A 2,455-nucleotide genomic window follows, 5' to 3' on the forward strand; every position below is an offset into this window, starting at 1 on the left:
TCTTTTCCGTGAGCTGCAGCCAGCGCGGACACAGTCTGGCGCCGCCGAGCCGCCATGCCAGCGACGGCACGACGGGCAGATGAAAGAACGCGATGTACCACGACTTCAGGCTTTGCCGCAGCCGCATCCGCGCGCGGAACACATGGTCGAGACAGGGCCCGGAAATCGACGTGTACGACGCGATGCGCGATCCGAATGCCGGGTCGGTCACGGCCTCCCAGCACTGGATCGAGCCCCAGTCGTGTCCGACGAGATGGAACGGGCGGTCGCCGCAGGCGGCGTCGGCGACCGCCCGCAGATCCTCCGCGAGCCGCGCAAGCGTGTAGCCGGCGCGGCCGCGTGGCGCATCCGACGCGCCTGCGCCGCGCACGTCGTACGTGATCACGCGGTAGCGTGCCGCGAGCCGCGCGCGAACCGGCTCCCAGACGGCCGCCGAATCCGGGTAGCCGTGCACGAGGATGACGGGCGGCGCGCGGCGCGGGCCGCTCACGTAGACGGCGAGCCTCAGGTCGCCCGATTTGACGGTCAGCATCACGTGGGTACGGGCAAGGACGTCACGCCTGCTGCGGCGCGGGATGCAGCGGCACGCGGCGCGGCGCGGCCTGTGCGGCGTAGCGTGCGTTGGTCGCGTCGATCGACGCGAGCAGACCGTCGATGCGGCCCAGCACGGCGCGGTTGTCGTGGTCCCACGGGTGGAAACCCGGCTTGAAGAAGCGCAGCCACTCCATCGCGATGCCGGGGAACATGCCGTAACGCGGGCCGTACAGGAACTTCACCAGCGACCCGATGCCGCCGAATTGCCATTTCCCGTGACGGCGGCGGTGCGAGACCAGTAGCCGCACGTGGTAATCGAACACGATCGTCCAGAACAGCAGCGTCGTCAGCACCATCGTGCCGGTGCGCATCAGGTAGCGCTTCAGGCCGGGCGCCATCACCGCATTCCACACGTCGTACGACACCGCCTTGTGTTCGGTTTCCTCGAGTGCGTGCCACAGCCACATCTGCGTGTAGCCGTCGACGGAGCCGTCGATGCGGTGTCCGCTGTCCGACAGCAGCAGGTCGGCGAGCATCGCCGTGTAGTGCTCGAGCGCGATCGTCACCGCGAGCTGCAGCGACGGCGGCAGGATCTTGCGGCCATAACCGAGGATCGTCCACAGCCGCTTGTCGAGCTTGTGCGCGGGCAGCCCGGCGGACTGCAGCAGGTCGTTGTACTCGACGTGCTCGCGCGTGTGCATCGCTTCCTGGCCGATGAATCCCATCACCTGTTTTTTCAGTTCGGGGTCGGCGATCTGGTCGCGGTAGTGGCGGACGGCATCCATGAAGAAGCGCTCGCCGGCGGGAAACAGCAGCGACAGCGCGTTCATGAAGTGGGTGACGGGCACGCCCTTGACGTGCCAGTCGCAGGCGCGGTCGGGCGGCAGAGCGAAGCGAACGTCCCGGCGAATCGGCATCATGACGGTTCTCCTTGTTTTTCCGTGTTGTTGTACGTGGCATGCGCGCCTTCGGTGCGTGCGGCGCGGCGGCGCGCCTTGGCGGCTTCGTGGCGGGTGGCGAGCACGACAAGCGCCTGATAGGCGGCGGGCAGGATGCGCGCCATCAGGTCGGCGCCGCGGGCATCGCGGCCGATCAGCACGCGGCGCTTGTTCTTGCGCACGCCGGCGAGGATCGTGCGGGCGGCGTCGTCGGCGGTCGTGATGAAGAATTTCTCGAACGCGTCCTTGCCTTGCTGCTCGCTCTCGACCATGAAGCCGACCATGTTCTTCGAGACGCGGCTCGATTGCGCGATGTTCGTGCGGATGCCGCCCGGATGCACGCAGGTCGCTGATACGCCGCACCGCATCATGTCGAGTTCCTGGCGCAGCGATTCGGTGAAGCCGCGCACCGCGTACTTGGTCGCGTTGTAGCCGCTCATGCCCGGCTGCGCGAAGATCCCGAAGATGCTCGACGTATTGACCACGTGGCCGTCGCCGGATGCCTTCAGATACGGCAGGAAGGCCTTCGTGCCGTGGACGACGCCCCAGAAGTTGATGTTCACGATCCACTCGAGATCGCTGTATTCCATCCCGTCGATCGTGCTCGACAGCGCCACGCCCGCATTGTTGAAGATCAGGTTGACCTGGCCGTGCGCCTTCGCGGTGTCGTCGGCCCACGCGAACATCGCGTCGCGGTCGCCGACGTCGAGCACGCAGGTCGTCACGCGTATCGACGGCGCAAGCGTGCGCACGATGCGCTCGGTCTCCGCGAGGCCGACCGCGTTCTTGTCGGCGAGCGACAGGTGGCAGCGCGCCTGCGCGAGCTGCAGCGCGAGCGAGCGGCCCATGCCCGAGCCCGCACCGGTGATCGCGGCGACTTTGTTGGCGAAATCTCTCATGTCGTTGGCTCCTTGTTCGGGTCTCAGGCGGCTTCGGCTGACGCGGCGCGCGTCGTCCCCGCCGGCTGGACGGCGTCGCGGCGC

3 protein-coding genes are annotated in these 2,455 nt (G+C 67.7%); all 3 read right to left on the bottom strand.

Annotated elements, in window-relative coordinates; all coding sequences use genetic code 11:
• Positions 1-532 (bottom strand): alpha/beta fold hydrolase (locus KH616_RS24125; RefSeq protein WP_292253704.1); only part of this gene is annotated, 532 nt, incomplete at its 3' end.
• 22 nt (positions 533-554) lie between these two features.
• Positions 555-1,454, bottom strand: a complete 900-nt coding sequence (locus tag KH616_RS24130; RefSeq protein WP_292253706.1) for a metal-dependent hydrolase — start codon at positions 1,452-1,454, stop codon at positions 555-557.
• The gene (locus KH616_RS24135) at positions 1,451-2,371 is read right to left on the bottom strand and encodes an SDR family NAD(P)-dependent oxidoreductase (RefSeq protein WP_292253709.1); all 921 of its coding nucleotides are present in this window, start codon (positions 2,369-2,371) and stop codon (positions 1,451-1,453) included. Before KH616_RS24135 ends, KH616_RS24130 begins: the two co-directional genes overlap by 4 nt.
• Between the last annotated feature and the right edge of the window lie 84 nt (positions 2,372-2,455).

Origin of the sequence: Burkholderia sp., assembly GCF_018375725.1 — a bacterium.
In the GTDB taxonomy this organism is placed as follows: Bacteria; Pseudomonadota; Gammaproteobacteria; order Burkholderiales; family Burkholderiaceae; genus Burkholderia.

Excerpts from the sequence above, each read along its gene's own strand:
- KH616_RS24130 (WP_292253706.1), bottom strand. The coding sequence starts at position 1,454 with ATGATGCCGATTCGCCGGGACGTTCGCTTCGCTCTGCCGCCCGACCGC.
- KH616_RS24135 (WP_292253709.1), bottom strand. The coding sequence starts at position 2,371 with ATGAGAGATTTCGCCAACAAAGTCGCCGCGATCACCGGTGCGGGCTCG.